Genomic DNA, 18,379 nt, shown 5'->3' with positions numbered 1-18,379 from the left:
GATCTGGGTATTTGGACCAACAAGAAGGGTGAGGCGCGCCCTGGTCTTCTTGTTGGTAAAAATACCCAAAGCCGAAGGCAGCGCCCGGAACGGGCGCTTCCGGCTCAGAGGGCGGCCAAGAGCTCTGCCGTTGGCCAGGCGTCTGCCGGCAGGCCCAGGCGCTGTTGTTCGATCTGGACCGCGGCGCGCGTTCGGGCGCCGAGGATGCCGTCGACACCGCCGACGTCGTGGCCCCGTGCCTTGAGCTTGGTTTGCAAGGCCTCGATCTGGGGACCGTCCAGCGCCGGCGCCGGATCGCCGGGGGCGAAGACGGGCGCGCCTTCCAGCCGCGTCGCGAAGTACGCCGCGGTAAGGACGTAGACGAAGCTCTGGTTCCATTCGAAATAGACGTGGAAGTTCGGGTAGGCGAGGAAGGCAGGGCCGTTTCGGCCCTGGGGCAGGAGGAGCGCGGCGGGCAGGTCCGGCGCGGTGAAGCTGCCGCCGCGCGCAGTCACGCCGAGCGCGTCCCACTCTGCGATGCTCTTTTCGTGCTCAAGCCCCGTCTGGGTCCAATCCAGGGTATCTGGCACCACGACCTCCTGCAGCCACGGTTCGTTCGGGCGCCAACCGAGCGCCTGAAGCATCTTTCCCCCCGACATCAGCGCGTCGGCCACCGACGTCTTGAGCAGGACGTGGCCGTCGCCGTCTCCGTCCACCCCGTTTTCGAGGATATCCTTGGGAAGCATCTGCACCATGCCGATTTCTCCCGCCCAGGCGCCAGTGGTGGTGGCGGGGTCGAAGTCTCCCTGTTCGTAGAGTGTCAGTGCCGCCATCACCTGTGGTTGGAACAGCTCCGGGCGGCGGCAGTCGTGGCTCATGGTCACGAGGGCGTCGAGCGTGTTGAAGTCGCCTTGAATGGCGCCGTAGTCCGTCTCCAGCGCCCAGAAGGCCAGAAGCACGCCGGGGCTGATGCCGTAGGTTGCCTGAACCCGGTCGAATAGGTCCCGGTGGCGGGTCAGGTTCGTCTGACCCTTCTCGATCCGGTTCTTGCTGATCACCTTGCGTGCGAAATCCGTGAAGGGCAGCTGGAAGATTCCCTGTCGCTGGTCGGCCTTCAGCGCTCCTTGGCTCTGCTTGGCGCTCGCGAAAAATCTATCCACGGTCGCAGGGTCATGCCCGGCCGCGACGGCTTCCGCCGCCATCGCCTGTTTGAAGTCAGCGAAGCTTCCGCCGCAGGGAACATCGGCGAGGGCGGGGGCGGCGGCAAGCAGAAGCGGTGCGAGGGTCTTCGTGGGGGTCATTGCGGTCTCCCGGAATTGTGCGCCACGCACCGCGCGGGGCGCGGGCGGGCAAGCGTCTTCGGATGATGAAGTGTTGGAAATATCGTGCCTACAGCGCCTTGCGGGCCCGGAGCGCCGCGGTGATCGTGCCGTCGTCCAGGTAGTCCAGCTCGCCGCCGATCGGCACGCCCTGGGCGAGGGAGGTCACGGCGATCCCGAGCGGCTCCAGTTGTTCGGCGATGTAGTGGGCCGTCGTCTGGCCGTCGATGGTGGCGTTGAGGGCGAGGATGACCTCGGTGATTGCCTCGTCGCGGACCCGGGCCACCAGACGCGGAATTCGCAATTCCTCCGGGCCCACGGCATCGAGCGCCGACAAGGTGCCGCCAAGCACATGGTAGCGGCCGCGAAAGACGCCGGCGCGCTCCATGGCCCAGAGGTCCGCGACGTCCTCGACCACGCAGATCTCTCCGGTGGCGCGCTTTTCGGAGGCGCAGATCTCGCAGAGTTCCGAGGTGCCCACGTTGCCGCAATTCACGCATTCCCGCGCGGTTGCCGCCACCGTCTGCATGGCGTCTGCAAGGGGGATTAGGAGCAGGGAGCGCTTCTTGATGAGTTGCAGCACCGCGCGCCGTGCCGACCGCGGGCCGAGGCCCGGCAGGCGGGCCATCAGGTCGATCAGGTCCTCGATGTCGCGCGGGCCCTGGGTCACGTTACAGGCCGGGGATGTTCATGCCCGCGGGCAGGCCCATGTCGGCGGTCAGTTTTTCCATCTCCTGCTTGGACTTCTCCTGTGCCTTGCTCTGGGCATCCTTGATCGCGGCCAGGATGAGGTCTTCGACGACTTCCTTTTCGTCGGGGTTGAAGATGGACGGGTCGATGTCGAGCCCGGTCAGCTCGCCCTTGGCGGTGCAGCGGGCCTTGACCAGCCCGGCGCCGCTTTCGCCGACGACCACGGTGTTTTCCAGTTCGGACTGGAGCGTGGCCATCTTCGTCTGCATTTCCTGAGCGGCTTTCATCATCTTGGCCATGTCGCCAAGGCCGCCGAGTCCCTTCAGCATGTCGCTTCCTTTCGATCCTGTGTTCAGGTGACCACTCCGTCGCGGTCGTCGTGGACCATATGGCGTGTGCGGCGTCCGGCGGCAACGGTTTGCCGCGCCGATGGGCAGGGTCGCGCCGTGACGGTGGGCGGTGTGCCCGTGTTATTCATCCTCGAACGGGTCCCATTCGTCCTCGACCTCCGGCAGGGCCTCCACTGCGGCTTCGGCGGCAATCTGGTCGGGGGTGCGGATCTCCGTGATCTTCGCGCCCGGGAAGGTGGCGAGCACTGCCTGGACCATGGGATGCGCCAGCGCCGTTTCCTCCAGCGCGCGGCGCTCGCTGTCCCGTGCCTCCGCGAGGGTGGGGCCGCCGCCGGAGCCCACGACGCTCACGGCCCAGCGGCTGCCGGTCCAGAGTTGCAGGCGCTGGCCAAGCCGTTGGGCGAGGTCGGGGGCGGCGTCCGGCGTGGGTTCGAACTCGACCCGGCCGGGGCTGTACCGCGCGAGCTTCAGCGTGGTTTCGACCTCGATCAGCAGGGTCACGTCGCGGTTGGAGCGGATCAGTTCGATCACGTGGTCGAAGGTGGCGAAGCGGGCGAGGGCTTCCTCCGGCGCGGCTTTCAGCGCTGCGACGGGGCCTGCGCCGGGGGGCGTGCCACGGGGGGCCGAGGGCGGGGGCGCGTATCCGCCGGGCGCAGCGGGCGGGGCCGGGCGGCCGCCTCCGCCGGAGCCATCGGGCGGGGTGGGGGGCGCGTCCTTCAGCTTGCGGACCAGTTCGCCGGGTGTGGGCAGGTCGGCCACGTGGGTCAGCCGGATGATCGCCATTTCAGCGGCCATCATCCCGTTGGGGGCTTGGGCGACCTCCTCCAGAGCCTTGAGGAGCATCTGCCACATCCGCGCAAGGATCGGCATCGACAGGGCTTCCGCCATTGCGCGGCCCCGGTCCCGCTCGTCGGGGGGGACGGTGGGGTCGTCGGCGGCCTCCGGCGTGATCTTGGTGACGGAGACCCAGTGGCAGACCTCCGCCAGGTCGCGCAACACGGCCACCGGGTCCGCGCCGTCGGCATATTGCGCGGAGAGTTCGGTCAGCGCGCCCGCGGCGTCGCCCTTCAGGATCATGTCGAAGAGATCGAGGATGCGGCCCCGGTCGGCGAGGCCCAGCATCGCGCGCACGGTCTCGGCGTCCGTCTCGCCCTCGCCCTGGCTCAGCGCCTGATCGAGCAGGGAGGTCGCGTCCCGTGCCGAGCCTTCGGAGGCGCGCACCAGCAGCGCCAGGGCGTCGTCGGTGATCTGGCCGCTCTCGGCGTCCGCGATCCGCCGCAGCATCGTCACCATGTCTTCCGGTTCGATCCGGCGCAGGTCGAACCGCTGGCATCGGCTCAAGACGGTAACCGGCACTTTGCGGATCTCGGTCGTGGCAAAGATGAATTTCACATGCGCGGGCGGTTCCTCCAGCGTCTTCAGCAGCGCATTGAAGGCGCTGGTGGAGAGCATGTGGACCTCGTCGATGATGTAGACCTTGTAGCGGGCGGAGGTGGGGGCGTAGGCCACGGAGTCCAGCACCTGGGTCCGGATGTCGCCCACGCCGGTGTTGGAGGCCGCGTCCATCTCCAGCACGTCCACGTGCCGGCCCTCGGCGATGGCGCGGCAATGCTCACAGACGCCGCAGGGCTCCGTCGTGGGCCCCCCGGTGCCGTCCGGGCCGATGCAGTTCATCCCCTTGGCGATGATGCGCGCGGTGGAGGTCTTTCCGGTTCCCCGGATGCCGGTCATGATGAAGGCCTGCGCGATCCGGTCGGCGGCGAAGGCGTTCTTCAGGGTGCGGACCATGGCCGCCTGGCCCACCAGGTCGGCAAAGGTCTGGGGCCGGTACTTTCGCGCCAGAACCTGATAGCCGCTCTCGCCGGTGTCGCTCATCTCGCCTCGCGTGTGATTTCGGCCAAAGGTAAAGCCTGGCTCACGGATGGTCCATCCGATTCAGAGCGCCCAGAGCAGCCAGCCGACCAGAAGCGCGCCGGCCATCATGACGGCCGTGATGACGCGAAAAACGACCAGTGGTTGTGGCTTGGCCGCAAAAGAGTGCAGGCGGCGGTTCGTCCGGATGGCCTGTCGCAGCGCGGCCGTGCTGAGGATGATCGAGACCGCGATGAAGACGCTCGCGACGCTCTTGGCGATCCACGTGGGCTCGGTTGGTGCGAAGACCGCCTTCAACCCTACGGCGAGCGCGATGGCGGCCATGGAGGTATGCAACCAGGCAGCGAAGGTCCGCTCGTTGGCGAGAACGGTGCGGTCCTCGGCCCACTCCGTCCGTTCCTCGGCAAGCTCTGTCTTGTCGGTCATGGTCCGTCATAGCACGTGCGCCCAAATATGGAATGCCCGAGCGGTTGCGGAGGGGCGGCGGCGCGCCCCTCCGCCGCCGTCAGTCGCCCCGCTTGTGACGCCCCCGGGCCTTGCCCTGCCGCACCAAGCGCCCGAAGCTCCGGTCGCGGGCGTGCGCTTCGGCCAGGGTTTCGGCGTTTCGGGCGTCTTCGCGGCGCAGCTTGCGCCAGCGGGCCAGCCTGTCCGGGTCCAGTCGGCCGGCGGCGATCTCCGCGCGGATGGCGCAGCCGGGCTCCGTCTCGTGGCGACAATCGGTGAAGCGGCACCGTGCGGCGAGGTCGGACAGGTCGGCGAAAACGGTCTCGATCCCGTCGGCCGCGCCGGTGAGCCCGAGTTCCCGCATTCCGGGTGTGTCGACCAGCCAGCCGCCGCCGGTGGTCCGGTGCAGGGCGCGGGCGGTTGTGGTGTGCCGGCCGCGGGAATCGTCCTCCCGGATGCCGCGTGTGCCGTCTTGGCGGCCGGTCAGGGCGTTGGAGAGCGTGGTCTTGCCCACGCCGGACGATCCCACCAGCGCGAGGGTTTGCCCCCGGTCGGCCCGGGAGGCGAGCCGCGCGACCTGTGCCGGGTCCCGCGCGTCGAGCGTGAGGGCGACGACGAGGGGAGAGATCGCTTCGGCCCGGCGGCGGTAGTTTGCTGCGTCGTCCGCCTCGTCCGCGCGGGTCAGGACGACGAGCGGAAGGCAACCGGATGCATCGGCCAGCGCCAGGTAGCGCTCCAGCCGCGCCACGTTGAAGTCGTGGTTGCAGGCGGAGACGATGCCCAGCGTGTCGACGTTGGCCGCGATGGCCTGGGGCGTCGCCGGAGCGCCGGCCGCGCGGCGCTGGAGCAGGGTCCTGCGCTCCAGCACCTCCAGACTGCGCAATGTCGCCGGATCGTGGAGCACCCAGTCGCCGACGGCGACGGTGCCGGTGCTGCGTTTGCCGGGAAGGGTGAGCGCGACTGTGCCATTTGGGGTGAGCGCCTCGATCCGGTCGCGCGCGACGGCGCAGACGCGGGCAGGCGCCCCCGGTTTCCCCTTGGCTTGGGACGCGAAGTGAGCCGACCATCCGAGGTCGGCGAGAGAAAAATGTGTCAATGGTTTGATCCCTGAACACGTCGAGAGACACGGCCCGCAGGCCGCGATTCGGACGGACGGGTATCAGGCGGCTGTCAGAGCGCCCGTACCCGGAGGATCGTCACAAGCTCTGTCATGATGCCTCCGTTCAGGGGGTGGGTGAGAGGCTGGACAACGACCCAAGCGGGGCTCGTTACGGCTGCTTCCTTCCGGACCTGACCGGGTTGGCGAGGCGCCTGCCCGCGCCAACCTCTCGATGCCTCAATTAAGCGATCGGCGGGCGGGTTTCAAGGCGGCGTATTCGGGGCGCGTGATGCTGTATCGGTGCGATCTGCTGCGTCGGTCGCGCACGGCGCGGGGCGTTAACCCTGCGGCCAGCTTGTCCCACCCACGACTACAAAGCTCCCGAAGGGCGCCACAAACCGGCCCATTTCCGTTTCTATGGTGAGGTCAGAGTAAAGATGGAGAGGCGCAGTGGCCACCGAACGTAAGAGTTTTCCCAAACTTGCAGCCCCCGCCGGTGACACCGGACTGACGCGGAACCGTGCGCGCATGGCCGCGATCCCGATGATCGCGCTGGGTGCGGCATGCTGTGCCTCGATCGAGATCGTCAAATCGACTGCGCCCGATCTCGCGACGCTGCCCGGGCTGGCCGGTTCCGTGCTCGCCCTCGGCGGGCTGCTGCTCCTGTTCAAGAGCCAGCTGGCCGAGAAACGGGCGACGGCCGCCGCGAAGCGACGCTACCAGAGAATCGCGCCGTACCTGCCGGAGATGACCGACGGATCGGGCAGCGCGAAGGCTCTCGCCGCCGCATTGGCTCCGGTGGAGAAAGCCATCGAGCCGGCCGTGCGCCTGACCGTGGTGAGCGCGGAGGCCGTCGCGCGTGCACCGCGCCGGCAGAAGAACGGCGCCGGTGCCTCCGTCACCCTGTTCCAGCACGATCCCGCCAGCGACGACCATCGTGGCGCCTCGACCCCGATCTTCGCGGCGATGCGACTTGGCGGCAACTGGGCGGAGGGGCTGAAGCTCTCGCCGAAAGCCATGGCGCGCTTCGAATCCGATCCTTTCGTGCAAAGGCTGGCACGGATCGGTTGACGCGTTCGGGGCGCTCCCGGCATCCTCTGAGGTTGAAATGCGAGCGGTCGACCCGGCGGGGTCGGCCGCCTTGCGTCGTCCTGGGCGGCGGGACGGGTCAGGAGGCGAAGGATGCCGTCACGACGAGGCCCGCCGGTTTCCAATCGAAGTCTACGGTCCCGCCCGACGCGGCCACGATATCCCGAACGATAGCGGACCCGCTCTGACTCTGCGGAGCGGTCACGGTCGGCCCGCCGTGCTCCTGCCAATGCAGGTCGATTGCGTCCCCGTGCTCGCTCGGCCGCACGGTCGAGGTGAAGACCACCTTGCCGTCCGGACAGCGCAGCGCACCGTGCTTCACGGCATTTGCGGCGAGTTCGTGCAGCAGAAGGGTGATCGGCGCGATCAGGGCAGGGGGCACGTCGAAGCGCTCGCCCCGGAGATCGAATTGCGCGACGCCCCGCGGGGCATAGGCGCCGATGAGCTTGCCGGCCAGCGCGTCGATGCCGAACACGTCCTGCCTCGGCCGCTCGATCGTGTCGAAATGCGCCTTGCCGAGCGCGTCGAGCCGCCCGATCAGGATGCGGGTGAGGTCGGAGGAGGTGTGCTCTTCCTGGACCGTCTTGCGGATGATCGCCGACATCACGTTGACGATGTTGCGGAGCCTGTGGAGCAGCTCCCGGTCCGCCAGGGCGCGGGCCTGCTGCTCGATGTCGTTCCGGAGGGACACGTCAAGCTGTGAACCGAAATAGTAGAGCAGCTCCCCCTCGGCATCCAGAATCGGTCCAAGCTGCAGCGCGTTGACGAAACTGCTTCCGTCCTTGCGGTAGTTCACGATCTCGACGGTCCCGACGGTCTGCTCGCGAATGATCTGGCGGATCGCGTCGATGCTCTCCCGCGTCGTTTCCTCGCCTTGGAGAAACCGGCAATTCCGCCCGATCACGTCCTCCGGCGCGTATCCAGTCAGTTCCGCGAAAGCGGGGTTGGCGAAGACGATCGGATTGTCCGGCTGGCGGGGGTCTGTGATGCACATGGGCAGGCGGGCATGACGGATGGCCTCCAGCATCGCGCCTTCGGTATCGAGCGTCCCTTCGGACCAGGGCATGCCAAAGTTCAACGTCTCATTCCCGCTTCGGACCATTTTTCGTGTCTTGAAGGTGTTTGCCCGCCATGCGCCAGATGACGCGGGCAAGACATTAGCGGCAATATTACCTTACGGCAACTGGCGGCGAGACCGATCAGAAACGCACTTTCACGCCGGGCAGGTTGAGCGTGTTGATGAGGTCGCGCAGTTCCTGGCGGGCGGCGATGTTGGACAGGTTCAGCCGGTCGCCGCCGACGTCGCGCAGGTCCAGCAGGGTCAGGCCGCGCGGGAACAGCTCGCGGAAGATGACGCGTTCCGAGAAGCCCGGGGCGACGCGGAAGCCGATGCGCCGGGAAAGCTTGCTGAGCGCATCGCCGACCTTGCGCTTGTTGTGCATCTGCTGGGAGCCGAGGCGGTTTCGGGTGACGATCCAGTCAATGGGCCTGAGGCCGGCCTGCGCCCGGGCCTGCCGCGCCGCCCAGACCATCTCCGAATAGACCGAGGGGCCGAGGATCGCACCGTCCTGCGGGCGGGTGCGGGCGAGCAGGTCGAAGTCCACGAAACTGTCGTTCAGGGGCGTGATCAGCGTGTCGGCCATCGAATGCGCCATCTGGCTGAGACGAGTGTGCGAGCCGGGGCAGTCGATCAGGATGAAGTCGTTGTCCGCCTCGAGCGACTGCACGGCCAGCGACAGGCGATGGTCGTTCAGGTTGACGCCCGGCGGCACATCTTCGGAGACGATTTCGGGCAGGTTGATGTACTCGGGGGTCGCGAGCGTGTGCCCGCCCGCTTCGCAGAACGCGCGGCGGTTTTCCACGTAGCGCCCAAGGCTTTGCTGGCGCAGGTCAAGGTCGAGGGTGCCGACGCTGTGCCCCATCCGCACGAGGGCGGTGGCCACGTGCATGGACGTGGTGGACTTGCCTGACCCGCCCTTCTCGTTTCCGACGACGATGATATGCGCCAAGGCTGCGCTCTCCGGTTGCTGACGTTGCCCGGCCGTGGGCTGCGGCGATGGTGGCAGTACTGCCACATGGGGGAAAGGAAAAGGGCAAATGTTGTGTCTCTGCCCTGCGCCCCGGGAACCCGTGGGGCATCGGTCACATGAACCAGCGCAGCAGTGCCTCGACCAGCACCAAGGGCGGCAGGGCGGTGATGGAAAGAGCGCAGGCGAGCCAGAGCGCGCTGCGGAACGTGGGGCGGGGCGGTGCGGCACTGACGCCAAGGACGCGAAACGGTTTTTGTGTCATACTAGCTAGCATTAACCGTGCCTTATGTTTCAGCGGCGTTAATGGTGCCATGAAACTCGACTGGATCGAAACCGAGTCGCTGAGGTTGCCGCAGGGGCTTTCCGCCTTGCCGATGCAACAGCACGAGATCTATGGACAGGCGTGCGAAGCGACAGGGTGCAGGGTGCGCCGCTTTGCGCTGTCCGCCGGGCCAAGCGGCCCGGTGCGGGCCTCGGCACAGGTTCTGGTTCGGCGCTGGCCACTGCTGGGTCAGGCCGCGTTGCTTTCCCGCGGGCCGGTGTGGGAGGCGGAGGTGCCGCTCGAGGAACGGCGGGCGGCGCTCAACGCGCTGCTCGAGCGGCTGCGGCAGGAGCACCGCGCCGTGGCGGTGACGCCCGAGATCGACGCCTGTGGCGATCCTCTGGCCGAGAGCGGCTGGCTGGAGGCCGTGACGCCCTGTACCCTTGCGAGCTTGCGCGTCGACGCGTCGGAGGACGAATTGCGTGCGCGGATGAGCGGAAAGTGGCGGAATCGCCTCAAGCGTGCCGAACAGGCGGAGCTGGAAGGGTTGGAGATCCGCGACGCGCCGATGCCGCCGAAACAGGACCATTGGCTGCTGCGCAAGGAAGTGATCCAGTCCCGCGCCCGCGGCTACCGCTCTGTCCCGCCGGAGTTCACGCGGGCCTGGGTTGCCGCCGGTGGACCCGGTTCGGCCCGGCTTTTCACAGCGTGGAAGGGCGGGTTGCCGGCGGCCGCGATGCTGTTTCTGGTCCACAGTCCGGGCGCCAGCTATCACGTCGGCTGGACGGGGCCGGCGGGGCGGGAGACGGCGGCACACAACCTGCTGTTGTGGCGGGCGATGCTGTGGCTGCGGGACCGTGGCGTGAAGCAGCTCGATCTGGACGTGCTCGACACGGCGGCCGCGCCGGGGCTGGTGCGGTTCAAGCTTGGCAGCGGCGCGCGGGCGCTGTCCTTGGGAGCCACGCGCCTGATGGCGCCGGGGAGCCGGTTCTTCGCCGCGCCGGCGGCGTGAGGCGCGAGCTGCCGCAGATGATTCCCATATCGGGTGTAAGGCGGAAAACGTGGTAGGTGCCGGGGCGCGGGCCGGTCAGTCCAGGCCCGGCTCGTCCAGCATATGTCGGCCCGCGCGGCTTTCGACCTCGATCACCCACAGGTCGGGGTCGGATTTGCGCTGGCGGGCGATCGCGGCGTCGACCTCGTTTTCCGGGCCGTCGGCCAGAACGTCCCACGGGCGGGAGCCGTCCATCGCCATGACGCGCTGGAAGAGGCGCGCCGTGCCGTCGAGGGGATTCAGCTTGACGAGAATCGCGCCGGCGGTGTCGTCGCCGTGCGCGAGGACGTAGGCCGGGATGGTCTCGATCTGCAGGCGCATCAGGTACGCCTGCACCCACAGGCCCGAGGCAAGTCGGCTCACCCGTTGCCGTCCCGGAAATCCAGACCCATTTCGGAGTAGCGTTCGGCCTCTTCCAGCCAGTTCGGGCGCACCTTGACCTGCAGGAAGAGGTGGACCTTGCGGCCGAGGAATTCTTCGAGTTCGGCGCGGGCGGCCTGGGAGATGGCCTTGATCGTCTCGCCGCCCTTCCCGAGCAAGATGCCCTTGTGACCGTCGCGGGCGACGTAGATCATCTGGTCGACCCGGACCGAGCCGTCCTTGCGTTCCTGCCAGCTCTCGGTTTCGACGGTGAGCTGGTAGGGCAGTTCCTGGTGCAGGCGGAGGGTCAGTTTCTCGCGGGTCATCTCCGCGGCGATCATCCGCATCGGCAGGTCGGACAGCTGGTCCTCCGGGTAGAGCCAGGGACCTTCGGGAAGGGCGCCGGCCAGCCACTTGCGCAGGTCGTCCACGCCGTAGCCTTTGTCGGCGGAGATCATGAAGGTCTCGGAGAAGGGGAAGGTCTCGTTCATCGCCTGCGTCAGTGCGAGCAGGGTTTCCGATTTCACCCGGTCGATCTTGTTGATGGCGAGCGCCACGGTCTGACCGCTCCCGCGTTCCCGAAGGGTGTCGAGGATCGCCCGGACGCCGTCGGTCAGCCCGCGATGGGCCTCGATCAGCAGGACCACGACGTCGGCATCCGCCGCACCGCTCCAGGCAGCCGCGACCATAGCCCGGTCCAGGCGGCGGCGGGGCCGGAAAAGGCCGGGCGTGTCGACAAAGACGATCTGGCTTTCGCCTTCGAGCGCAACGCCGCGGATGCGCGCGCGGGTGGTCTGCACCTTGTGGGTCACGATGGAGACCTTGGCGCCCACCATGGCATTCAGCAGGGTGGACTTGCCCGCGTTGGGCTCTCCGATCAGCGCGACGAATCCGCAGCGTGTGGTCATGGTGTCAAACCTCCGGTTCAGGGCCGGGGATGTACGCTATCCCGCGCCGGGGCGCCAGTGGCAGGCCGGCGGGGCCGCGTGAATTCGCCGGGGCGCGCGCCGCCTGCGCCGGTCGGTGTGGCCGGTGGTGGGCCATTGGGTATTTGGGCCAACAAGAAGGGGCTGGGGCGCGCCTACAACGCAGGGCGGTGCCTGTGGCGGGCGCGGGAGGTCGCGCTCAGCCGTCCAGGCGGGCGAGGAGGGCGGCGGCGGCGGCCTGTTCGGCCTGGCGCTTTGATCCGGCTGTGGCGGTTTCGGTTTCGCCGTTCGCAAGCGTGGCGGCGATGGTGAAGGCCGGTGCATGGTCCGGGCCGCTGCGGGCGGTTTCGACGTAGGCCGGGGGGGCCATGCCGCGCGCCTGCGCCCACTCCTGCAGCGCCGTCTTGGCGTCGCGCGCGTGGTTTTCGGCGGCCTCGATCCGGGTGCCCCAAAGGCGCAGGATGATGGACTTCGCGGTGTCCAGACCGGCGTCGAGGTAGATCGCGGCGATGACGGCCTCCATCGCGTCGCCGAGCAGGGCGTTCTTGCGGCGGCCGCCGGACATCATCTCGGAGCGGCCGAGCTTCAGAGCCGCGCCGAGGTCGATCTGGCGGGCCACGTCGGCGCAGGTCTCCTTGCGGACGAGGGCGTTGTAACGGGGGGCGAGCTGCCCTTCGTCGGCCAGCCTGTCATGACGGAAGAGCGCTTCGGCAATCACCAGGTTCAGCACCCGGTCGCCGAGGAATTCCAGCCGTTGGTTGGAGGGGCGGGTTTCGGAGGCGAGCGAGGGATGGGTGAGGGCGCGCACCAGCACCTCCGGGCGGGTGAACCGGTGGCCCAGGCGCGACTCGAAGGCTTTCAATTCGGCCGAGAGTCTCATTCGATCTTCTTGAACAGCCGATCCGGGCGCCAGGTCCAGACGAAGAACAGCGAACGTCCGGCGGAGGAGAACATGATCCGGTCGGCGCGGCCGATCAGGTTCTCGGCCGGGACCATGCCGACGCCGCGCGCGATCTGGTTGACGCGGCTGTCGGTGGAGTTGTCCCGGTTGTCGCCCATGAAGAAGTAATGGCCCTCGGGCACGGTGAAGACCGGCGTGTTGTCGTTGGGGCCGAGGCCGATGTCGAGGATCGAGTGGCTGACGCCGTTGGGCAGGGTCTCGATGAAGCGTTCTTTCTCGCAGATCCCGCCCTGGCCGACGGGGCCGTTGGAGCAGCGCGGCATGAGCTGCTGCGGCCCCTGGGGCGCCATGTCTTCCACGAAGACGCCGGCGGGCTCCATCTCGACCGGTTCGCCGTTGATGTGCAGGACGCCGTCCTTCATCTGGATGCGGTCGCCGGGCAGGCCGATCAGGCGCTTGATGAAGTCGGTGCCATTGACGGGGTGGCGGAAGACCACCACGTCGCCCCGCTCGGGGTCGGAGCCTAGGAGGCGCCCGTCGATCGGGCAGAGGCCGAAGGGACAGGAATACTGGGAGTAGCCGTAGGCCATTTTATTGACGAAGAGGAAATCGCCGATCAGCAGCGTGTCCTTCATCGAGCCGGAGGGAATCCAGAACGGCTGAAAGAAGAGCGTGCGAAAGACGCCGGCGATCAGGAGCGCCCAGAAGATCGTCTTGATGGTTTCCCAGATGCCTTCGACCGCGTCGCTCATGCCCGTTCCTCAAGCCTGTCTCGCCCGTTCCGGCGGGCTTGGCGCTTCATGAGCGGGCCGGCGCGGGGTGTCAAGCGCCCCGCGGTGGCAGCGGGCGGGCCTCGATCACCACGAAGGCCTGCGCCCAGGGGTGGTCGTCCGTGAGCGTGACATGGATGATCGCTTCGTGGCCGGGGGGCGTCATCTCGGCGAGGCGTTCGGCGGCCCAGCCGGTGACATGCATCACGGGCTGGCCGGTGGCGAGATTGCTCACCGCCATGTCCTTCCACGCGATGCCCATGCGCAGGCCGGTGCCGAGCGCCTTGGAACACGCCTCCTTCGCCGCCCACCGTTTGGCGTAGGTGCCGGCGGTGTCGGCGCGGCGTTCCGCCTTGCGCTGCTCGGTCTCGGTGAAGACGCGGTTGCGGAAGCGGTCGCCGAACCTGTCCAGCGTGCCCTGGATACGGTCGATATTCGCGAGGTCGGTGCCGATGCCGAGAATCATGCGTCTTGGTGAGCCAAGCCGGGGCGGGGGTCAACTGGCGCCGGACTGTCCGTCGCGAGGGCAGGGGCGTGGAGCCGGTCGCGGCATGGGCAGGTCGGCCAGCGCACGGGGGGAGAGGTTGCGCAGGGCGGGGTGGTCCAGCGGATCGGGTGGGACCGGGGCATAAGGCGGGCGCCGGGTGGCGAAGGCCTTGAGGCGGGCTGCAATGAACTGTTTCATGGCGGGGATAATATGCCACAATAAGTGGGACACAGATCGAATCCGGCTGATGGGGTATTCAGGATAGCTAAACGATGGATCTGAACCGCGTTCCCCTTGCCGGCCTCCGCGCGGTGGAGGTTGTGGCGCGCCGGGGCTCGCTCGGCGCGGCGGCCGCGGAGCTTGGCGTGACGCCCGGGGCGGTGAGCCAGCAAGTGAGCCGGGTCGAGCGGATTTTTGGCGTGCCCCTGTTCGAGCGGACGCCGGCGGGGATGGTGCCGACCGCGCTCGGGGCGGAGGTGGCGGGGCACCTATCGGCGGGGTTCGCGCGGCTCGCGGCGGCGGTCGGGCGGGGGTTCGACCGGTCGGAGGCGCGGCTGACGATCTCCGCCCCACCGCTCTTCGCGACGCGCTGGCTGGTGTTCCGGCTGGCACGCTTCGGCGCGGAGAACCCGGGCATACAAGTTCGGCTGCAAGCCGAGACGGCGTTCGTCAACCCCGATCAGTCCGACATCGACCTGTGCGTCCGGGTGGGTCGGGGCGGTTGGCCTGGGGTGCGGGCGGAGCGGCTCTTCGCGCACCGCATGTTTCCTGTCTGCGGGGTGCAGAATGCCGCGCGGCTCCAGCGGCCGGCGGATCTGGCGGGGATGCCGGTCATTCGGGACGCCCATGCGATGGTGGATTGGTCGGTCTGGCTGGGGCCGGAGGGGCTGAGCGAGGACATTCTGGCGGAGGGACCGGTGTTTTCCGACGCAGGGCTCTGCATGGACGCGGCGATGACGGGGGCAGGGGTGTTCCTGGCGTGGGACGCGCTGGTGCATGACCAGCTTGAGCGGGGCACGCTGGTGGAGCCCTTTCCCGGCAAGCGGCGCGCGACCGGGCTGGCCTATTGGCTGGTCTCGGGCGCGGAGGGGCTCCGCCGCGCGCCGCAGCGGGCGTTTCGGCGCTGGCTCAAGGCGGAACTGGCGGCGAGCGGACTGGTCGAGTGACGCCGCCGCGCGCCGCGGCCGTTCAATGCGCGGCCTTGGCCATGGCCCGTCTTCCCGAGCGGATGCCGACACCGATCCCGCCCCGGCTCACAACGAGATTGAGGGCGATCACCACGACGAAGAGTATTGGCCACGCGACCAGCGGCGCTTCACCGAGGGTGCGGAGGGTTTCGGTGTCGACCGACAGCCAGACGGCTACGAAGATCAGCGACAGGCCGGTTGCAAGAAGCGTCATGAGCAGCGCGGCCCGCCAGATCGCCCCTTTCGTCGGGGCCTCGCCATAGCGGCGGATGTGGTGCGACCCTTCGAGGGATGCCGCGAGAAGCAGCGGCAGGATCGATGTGCCTGCGTTGCCGAGTTCGACCTGGAAGAACACGTCGGCCGCGATCGAGATCGCGAGCACCAAGGCGGTCAAGCCGATGAAATTGAGGACGAACCTGAAAACACGGACGTGCATCACAGTCATCACTGCCTCCGGTCTGGTCTCTATCGCCGGGATGTTACGCAGACGGCTTGGTGAAAATATGGCGGCTGTCGCGGAAGGCTTGGCTGTGGCCGGTGCGACGGACGCGCCGTCATTCCGCGTCGGGAGGCGCATCGGACAGGAGGGCGTCCAAGCCGTCGAACAGGCTCCAGACATAGCCTGAGACCCCGCCCGCCGCGGCGGACCGGTCCACTTGTGAGGCCTCGATCCCGGCGGCGCGGGCGGCCTCCCAGGCCTGGGCGGGGGCGTCGCGCATCGTGGCCCAGACGTCCTGCCGCGAGGGGATGTCCTCGTAATCGGGCAGTTTTTCGCGGATCATCGCGACGCAGTCGAAGGCGTCCATCGCGCTCTCGCGGGCGGCTTCGGGGTCGCCCTCGGCGGCAAGCGCGGCCTCCAGCCCCGCCATGTCGCGGGCGGTGTCGCAGGCGTCGTTCACCTCCATCGCCAGCGCGCCGGCGATGATCGCAACGCCGAGGACGGGGATCGCCTCGCCGGTCACAGAGGTGATGTTGCGGGCGGTGGCACGCTGCACGCGGCGCGTGACGCCACGCGCGGTTTCCCGGCCGATGCGGGCGGTGGCCTTTCGCTGGGCGGCGCGCGCCGCGTCCCGTTCGGCGCGGCGGGTGGCGGTGGCGGCGGTGCGGCGGGCCACGTCACGTTCGGCCCGCAAGGCAGCCTCCGTGGCTGCGGTCCGGCTGGCGACGGTGCCGATGCCCACCGCCGAGAGTGCACTGCTGGCGAGAGTGTAGACGCTGGTGACGGTGAGCACGGCGACGTTCAGCGCCAGCGAGGCGGCCAGCAGGAGCACCCAGACGAACGGCAGCGCCGCGCGGACGAGGCGGAACGGCGCGAGGAGCAGCGCGAGCGCGGCCCTCACGGTCGCCTGCCGCGCGACGTCATCGGCCTGAAGGGAGGTCGGCGCCGGCGCATCGCTATTCGTCGCCGTCCGCGTAGAGGGCGACAACCTCGTCCTCCAGCACCCCGCCGATCCAATGGAACGAGGTCTTGTCGGCGTCCTTGAACTGGTCGATCGACAGCGCCGGGAACATGAAATACTTCGCCGCGACACGGGCCTTCGTCGCGGCGAAGATCACCCGGTCGATTCCGGCGAACCGCATGGCCGACAGGCACATCTCGCAGGGCTGGAGCGAGGAGAGCAGCGTGCACCCCGACAGGTCCGGCGCGCCGAGCGCGGCGGTGGCGCGGGACATGGCGACGACCTCGGCGTGGCGGGTGACGTCGTGGTCGAGGAAGACCTGGTTGTCGCCCCACGCCAGAACGGCGCCGTCCTTCATCACGGCGGCGGAAATGCCGGCCTTTCCCGGCGCATCGCTTGCCGCGTGGGCCCGGCGGATGCATTCGGCAAGGGTGCTCCGCTCCGCCGGTGTGAGATCGGCCGGCGCCGTGCTCACGCTGGGGCCTCGGCGGTGCGAGCCGCATCCATCAGGCGGCGCATCTCACGAATGGACGCCTCCAGCCCGACGAAAACCGCCTCGCCGATCAGGAAGTGGCCGATGTTGAGCTCGACCACCTCGGGGAAGGCGGCGATGGGCGTGACCGTATCGAACGCCAGCCCGTGGCCGGCGTGGACTTCCAGCCCCAGCGAATGGGCCAGGGCGGCGGCGTCGCGGAGGCGGGCGAGTTCGGCGTCCCGCGCGTCGAAACGGCCCTCGGCATGGGCGTCGCAATAGGCGCCGGTGTGCAGTTCCACCACGGCGGCTCCGATGCGGGCGGCGGCCTCGATCTGGGCCGGATCGGCGGCGATGAAGAGCGAGACGCGGCTGCCGGCCTCCCGCAGCGGCGCGATGAAACGGGCGAGGCGGGCCTCGTCGCCGGCCACCTCCAGCCCGCCCTCGGTTGTGCGCTCCTCGCGGCGCTCCGGCACGACGCAGATCGCGTGGGGGCGGTGGCGGAGGGCGATGGCCTGCATCTCTTCCGTGGCGGCCATCTCCATGTTGAGCGGCAGTGTCAGCTCGCGCGCGAGGGCTTCGATGTCGGCGTCGCGAATGTGGCGGCGGTCCTCCCGCAGGTGCGCGGTGATGCCGTCCGCGCCCGCGGCTTCGGCGAGGCGGGCGGCGCGCAGCGGGTCGGGCACGGCGCCGCCGCGGGCATTGCGCAGGGTGGCCACGTGGTCGATGTTCACGCCCAGCCGCAGGCGCCCGGCGAAGTCTGTCATCTCCGTCCCTCCATGTTGCCCAGCAGACATAGACGGGCCACGCCGACTGGGAAAGACCGGAGGCCAAATTGCGCGCGCCGGTCCCCTCGGCTATGGCGGTGCGACAGACCTGACATCGCCCGCGAGCCCGCCATGACCCGACTGACCCGCCGCCTGTTCACCCTCCTCGCCGTTGCCGCACTTGCGGGATGCGCCGGATCGGGGGAGGTGACCCGCCAGGGGCCGCCGGAGCCGCTGGGGGCTTTCAAGCTCGGCCATATCGTGGTGGTTGCCGACGACGTGAAGCAGGTGCCGCCGTCGCGAGACGTGTCCGCGGACGAATGGGAGGCCGCGATGCGGGACGCCATCGACGCCCGCTTCTCCGGACACACGGGCGACCAGTTCTATCACATCGCCGTGCACGTGCTCGGTTACTCCGTGGCGGTGCCCGGTGTGCCGGTCCTGCTGGCGCCGAAATCCGCGATGATCATCGACGTCACAATCTGGGACGACGAGGCGGGCGGCAAGATCAATGCCGAGCCGAAGCAGTTCACGGTGCTGGAATCGGTCAGCCCCGACTTCGTGGTGGGCACGGGCTACACCAAGAGCCGGACCGAGCAGGTGGCGAACCTTGCCGCCAACGCCGCCGGCCAGATCGAGGACTGGATGCGCGAGAACGAGGACTGGTTCGCGCCGAACCCCTGAGCCCGGGGCGAAAGGGCGCGGGTGCCGCGGCGTTCCACCGCACGTATCCACGCAATGCGCTTGATTTCCCCGCCCAGACGCAATACTTCGCGCGCGATGGAGAACCGGGCCGCAGGTTGCCCCCTAACGACGAGGCGCCAAAGGAATGGCAAAGGAAAAGTTTGAGCGTAACAAGCCGCACGTGAACGTTGGCACGATCGGTCACGTTGACCACGGCAAGACGACGCTGACGGCTGCGAT

At 68.6% G+C, this 18,379-nt stretch carries 24 protein-coding genes and 1 other RNA gene; 5 read left to right on the top strand and 20 right to left on the bottom strand.

What is annotated here, in order from left to right; genetic code table 11:
• Positions 1-104 precede the first annotated feature (104 nt).
• The 7 genes from BM075_RS15465 to ffs form a co-directional block, all read right to left on the bottom strand.
• Positions 105-1,280 (bottom strand): lytic murein transglycosylase, encoded by a 1,176-nt coding sequence (locus BM075_RS15465; protein WP_093361609.1) that lies wholly within the window; start codon positions 1,278-1,280, stop codon positions 105-107.
• An 88-nt stretch (positions 1,281-1,368) separates the two neighbouring features.
• Positions 1,369-1,968, bottom strand: coding sequence for a recombination mediator RecR (gene recR, locus BM075_RS15460; protein ID WP_093361608.1), 600 nt, complete (start codon positions 1,966-1,968; stop codon positions 1,369-1,371).
• A 1-nt stretch (position 1,969) separates the two neighbouring features.
• Positions 1,970-2,317 carry a YbaB/EbfC family nucleoid-associated protein gene (locus BM075_RS15455; protein WP_093361607.1) on the bottom strand — a complete coding sequence of 116 codons (348 nt, stop codon included), beginning with the start codon at positions 2,315-2,317 and terminating at the stop codon, positions 1,970-1,972.
• A 141-nt stretch (positions 2,318-2,458) separates the two neighbouring features.
• Positions 2,459-4,213, bottom strand: a complete 1,755-nt coding sequence (locus BM075_RS15450; RefSeq protein WP_093361606.1) for a DNA polymerase III subunit gamma/tau — start codon at positions 4,211-4,213, stop codon at positions 2,459-2,461.
• Positions 4,214-4,273: 60 nt separating this feature from the next.
• Positions 4,274-4,636 carry a YidH family protein gene (locus BM075_RS15445; protein ID WP_093361605.1) on the bottom strand — a complete coding sequence of 121 codons (363 nt, stop codon included), beginning with the start codon at positions 4,634-4,636 and terminating at the stop codon, positions 4,274-4,276.
• Between the two features lie 79 nt (positions 4,637-4,715).
• On the bottom strand, positions 4,716-5,750 hold the full coding sequence (gene rsgA, locus BM075_RS15440) for a ribosome small subunit-dependent GTPase A (RefSeq protein ID WP_093361604.1): 1,035 nt from the start codon (positions 5,748-5,750) through the stop codon (positions 4,716-4,718).
• Between the two features lie 137 nt (positions 5,751-5,887).
• An RNA gene (ffs, locus tag BM075_RS15435) (signal recognition particle sRNA small type) lies at positions 5,888-5,984 on the bottom strand.
• Positions 5,985-6,203: 219 nt separating this feature from the next.
• Here ffs and BM075_RS15430 point away from each other — a divergent pair.
• Positions 6,204-6,824, top strand: a complete 621-nt coding sequence (locus BM075_RS15430; RefSeq protein WP_093361603.1) for a hypothetical protein — start codon at positions 6,204-6,206, stop codon at positions 6,822-6,824.
• Between the two features lie 97 nt (positions 6,825-6,921).
• Here BM075_RS15430 and BM075_RS15425 read toward each other — a convergent pair whose 3' ends face one another.
• From BM075_RS15425 to BM075_RS24465, 3 genes are all read right to left on the bottom strand, one after another.
• The gene (locus BM075_RS15425; protein WP_245758865.1) at positions 6,922-7,920 is read right to left on the bottom strand and encodes a PAS domain-containing protein; all 999 of its coding nucleotides are present in this window, start codon (positions 7,918-7,920) and stop codon (positions 6,922-6,924) included.
• A 121-nt stretch (positions 7,921-8,041) separates the two neighbouring features.
• Positions 8,042-8,851: a division plane positioning ATPase MipZ gene (locus BM075_RS15420; RefSeq protein ID WP_093361601.1), complete on the bottom strand. Its 810-nt coding sequence runs from the start codon at positions 8,849-8,851 to the stop codon at positions 8,042-8,044.
• 133 nt (positions 8,852-8,984) lie between these two features.
• Entirely contained in the window at positions 8,985-9,134 is a 150-nt protein-coding gene (locus tag BM075_RS24465; protein ID WP_177208372.1) for a hypothetical protein, read from the bottom strand.
• Between the two features lie 49 nt (positions 9,135-9,183).
• Between BM075_RS24465 and BM075_RS15415 the strand changes: the two genes are divergently transcribed.
• Positions 9,184-10,146, top strand: coding sequence for a GNAT family N-acetyltransferase (locus BM075_RS15415; RefSeq protein WP_093361600.1), 963 nt, complete (start codon positions 9,184-9,186; stop codon positions 10,144-10,146).
• Between the two features lie 75 nt (positions 10,147-10,221).
• Here BM075_RS15415 and BM075_RS15410 read toward each other — a convergent pair whose 3' ends face one another.
• The 6 genes from BM075_RS15410 to BM075_RS24195 all read right to left on the bottom strand — a co-directional run bounded on the left by BM075_RS15410 (position 10,222) and on the right by BM075_RS24195 (position 13,827).
• Positions 10,222-10,548, bottom strand: a complete 327-nt coding sequence (locus BM075_RS15410) for a DUF1491 family protein (RefSeq protein ID WP_093361599.1) — start codon at positions 10,546-10,548, stop codon at positions 10,222-10,224.
• On the bottom strand, positions 10,545-11,453 hold the full coding sequence (era, locus tag BM075_RS15405; RefSeq protein WP_093361598.1) for a GTPase Era: 909 nt from the start codon (positions 11,451-11,453) through the stop codon (positions 10,545-10,547). Before era ends, BM075_RS15410 begins: the two co-directional genes overlap by 4 nt.
• A 217-nt stretch (positions 11,454-11,670) precedes the next feature.
• Complete coding sequence (rnc, locus tag BM075_RS15400; protein WP_093361597.1) at positions 11,671-12,351, bottom strand: ribonuclease III; 681 nt, start codon at positions 12,349-12,351, stop codon at positions 11,671-11,673.
• Positions 12,348-13,124 carry a signal peptidase I gene (lepB, locus tag BM075_RS15395; RefSeq protein ID WP_093361596.1) on the bottom strand — a complete coding sequence of 259 codons (777 nt, stop codon included), beginning with the start codon at positions 13,122-13,124 and terminating at the stop codon, positions 12,348-12,350. The genes rnc and lepB overlap by 4 nt, the downstream gene beginning before the upstream one ends.
• Positions 13,125-13,194: 70 nt before the next feature.
• On the bottom strand, positions 13,195-13,608 hold the full coding sequence (gene acpS, locus BM075_RS15390; RefSeq protein WP_093361595.1) for a holo-ACP synthase: 414 nt from the start codon (positions 13,606-13,608) through the stop codon (positions 13,195-13,197).
• Positions 13,609-13,638: 30 nt separating this feature from the next.
• A complete protein-coding gene (locus BM075_RS24195) occupies positions 13,639-13,827 on the bottom strand; it encodes a hypothetical protein (RefSeq protein ID WP_143089885.1) in 189 nt (62 codons plus the stop codon).
• A 74-nt stretch (positions 13,828-13,901) separates the two neighbouring features.
• Between BM075_RS24195 and BM075_RS15385 the strand changes: the two genes are divergently transcribed.
• Positions 13,902-14,795 (top strand): LysR substrate-binding domain-containing protein, encoded by an 894-nt coding sequence (locus BM075_RS15385; RefSeq protein ID WP_093361594.1) that lies wholly within the window; start codon positions 13,902-13,904, stop codon positions 14,793-14,795.
• Positions 14,796-14,817: 22 nt separating this feature from the next.
• Here the strand turns inward: BM075_RS15385 and BM075_RS15380 are convergent, their stop codons facing one another.
• The 4 genes from BM075_RS15380 to BM075_RS15365 all read right to left on the bottom strand — a co-directional run bounded on the left by BM075_RS15380 (position 14,818) and on the right by BM075_RS15365 (position 17,455).
• Positions 14,818-15,261 carry an ABZJ_00895 family protein gene (locus tag BM075_RS15380; RefSeq protein WP_093361593.1) on the bottom strand — a complete coding sequence of 148 codons (444 nt, stop codon included), beginning with the start codon at positions 15,259-15,261 and terminating at the stop codon, positions 14,818-14,820.
• 109 nt (positions 15,262-15,370) lie between these two features.
• The gene (locus BM075_RS15375) at positions 15,371-16,243 is read right to left on the bottom strand and encodes a hypothetical protein (protein WP_093361592.1); all 873 of its coding nucleotides are present in this window, start codon (positions 16,241-16,243) and stop codon (positions 15,371-15,373) included.
• Positions 16,212-16,691 (bottom strand): nucleoside deaminase, encoded by a 480-nt coding sequence (locus BM075_RS15370; protein ID WP_093361591.1) that lies wholly within the window; start codon positions 16,689-16,691, stop codon positions 16,212-16,214. The genes BM075_RS15375 and BM075_RS15370 overlap by 32 nt, the downstream gene beginning before the upstream one ends.
• On the bottom strand, positions 16,688-17,455 hold the full coding sequence (locus tag BM075_RS15365; RefSeq protein ID WP_093361590.1) for a pyridoxine 5'-phosphate synthase: 768 nt from the start codon (positions 17,453-17,455) through the stop codon (positions 16,688-16,690). The genes BM075_RS15370 and BM075_RS15365 overlap by 4 nt, the downstream gene beginning before the upstream one ends.
• A gap of 132 nt (positions 17,456-17,587) precedes the next feature.
• Between BM075_RS15365 and BM075_RS15360 the strand changes: the two genes are divergently transcribed.
• Both BM075_RS15360 and BM075_RS15355 read left to right on the top strand, forming a co-directional pair.
• Positions 17,588-18,139, top strand: a complete 552-nt coding sequence (locus tag BM075_RS15360) for a hypothetical protein (protein ID WP_093361589.1) — start codon at positions 17,588-17,590, stop codon at positions 18,137-18,139.
• Positions 18,140-18,284: 145 nt separating this feature from the next.
• A partial coding sequence (locus tag BM075_RS15355) for a GTP-binding protein (protein ID WP_031629039.1) occupies positions 18,285-18,379 on the top strand: 95 nt, incomplete at its 3' end.

This window comes from Tropicimonas isoalkanivorans (assembly GCF_900112335.1).
GTDB lineage: Bacteria > Pseudomonadota > Alphaproteobacteria > Rhodobacterales > Rhodobacteraceae > Tropicimonas > Tropicimonas isoalkanivorans.
The sequence above is the reverse complement of the archived record's forward strand: the minus strand, read 5'-3'. Positions and strand labels throughout refer to the sequence as shown.